The organism is Stenotrophomonas pictorum JCM 9942 (genome assembly GCF_001310775.1).
GTDB lineage: Bacteria > Pseudomonadota > Gammaproteobacteria > Xanthomonadales > Xanthomonadaceae > Stenotrophomonas > Stenotrophomonas pictorum.
Window position 1 is genome coordinate 1 of the sequence record NZ_BAZI01000622.1, and the last position, 1,092, is coordinate 1,092.

Here is a 1,092-nt window from a genome sequence, read left to right on the forward strand (position 1 = left end):
CGCTTCGCGCTTGAGTCGGGCGACGGCGGCATCGGTCTGGCCCTGGGTGCCGAAGCCGACCGCGCTGGAGGCTTCCAGCTGGGCGATTTCCACCGAGCCCGGCGGCGGCGTGGAATAGATCTGCACGCTGGCCGGGTCCACCGGGGCGCGGGCCTGGCCGAGCATGACCTTGGAGGTGCTGGCGCAACCGCCGGTGGCCAAGACCACGCCCAAAGCGATGACAAGCGGGAATTTCATGGTTTCACTCCCCGATGATCGTTGTTTGCGGATGATCCCCGGCAGTTGCTGAATCAGCCGCGAATTCCACAGGACCCGCGACTTTCCGCACAGGGGCGTTTTCGAGCCGGTTTACCGGCTATGGTGCAGGCTGCAACAAGCGGAGGAAACAACATGGGGCTGATCAGCCTGGTCTGGGGCATCGTGGCGTTGCTGTGGATGGTACTGGCGTTCATCCCGCTGCTGGGGTGGGGCAACTGGTTTCTGATTCCGTTCGCTGCGGTGGGCGCGGTCATCGCCGCGATCGGGCTGCTGTTCACCCATGCCAGCAAGCGGGGCCGGGCCAAAACCGGCCTGCTGCTCAATGGCATCGTGATCGTGGTCGGGGTGATCCGCCTGAGCATCGGGGGTGGTTCATCTGAACCGGGAAGAGGGTGGCCCGGCCGGGGGCGGGCAGCGGGCGTAAAATGCCCGCGTTGACCGGGCCTTTGCCCGGCGTGATTGCTTCCCGATGATCATCCGCCCCCGTCCCACTGGCTGGCAGCTGCTGTACATCCTGCGCGGTTCCATCGTGCCGGCCATCGCGCCCAAGGTGCTGGCGATCGGTGTGCTGGCGGTGGCCGTGGCGGCGTTCGAACGCTACTGGCACCCGTTTGGTCGCGACGGGGTGACGGTGGTGCCCTTCACCCTGCTGGGTCTGGTGCTGTCGATCTTCCTGAGCTTTCGCAACAGCGCCTGCCATGACCGATGGTGGGAAGGGCGCAAGCTGTGGGGCCAGCTGCTGATCGAGGCACGCAGTGTTGCCCGCGCGGCTGCGGCGCTGCTGCCCGGTGAGCCGGCGCTGCGCACGCGTGCCTCCCATCTGCTGATCGCCTT

1 protein-coding gene and 2 pseudogenes are annotated in these 1,092 nt (G+C 66.7%); 2 read left to right on the top strand and 1 reads right to left on the bottom strand.

The features are described from left to right. Positions 1 to 237 (bottom strand): annotated as a pseudogene (locus JCM9942_RS16580) (hypothetical protein); the annotation flags it as partial. Positions 238 to 390: 153 nt separating this feature from the next. Here JCM9942_RS16580 and JCM9942_RS16585 point away from each other — a divergent pair. Together JCM9942_RS16585 and JCM9942_RS16590 are read left to right on the top strand one after the other, a co-directional pair. Beyond that, positions 391 to 630: pseudogene (locus JCM9942_RS16585) on the top strand (hypothetical protein); the annotation flags it as partial. Positions 631 to 727: 97 nt separating this feature from the next. Next, positions 728 to 1,092 (top strand): bestrophin family protein (locus tag JCM9942_RS16590; protein WP_218185522.1); only part of this gene is annotated, 365 nt, incomplete at its 3' end.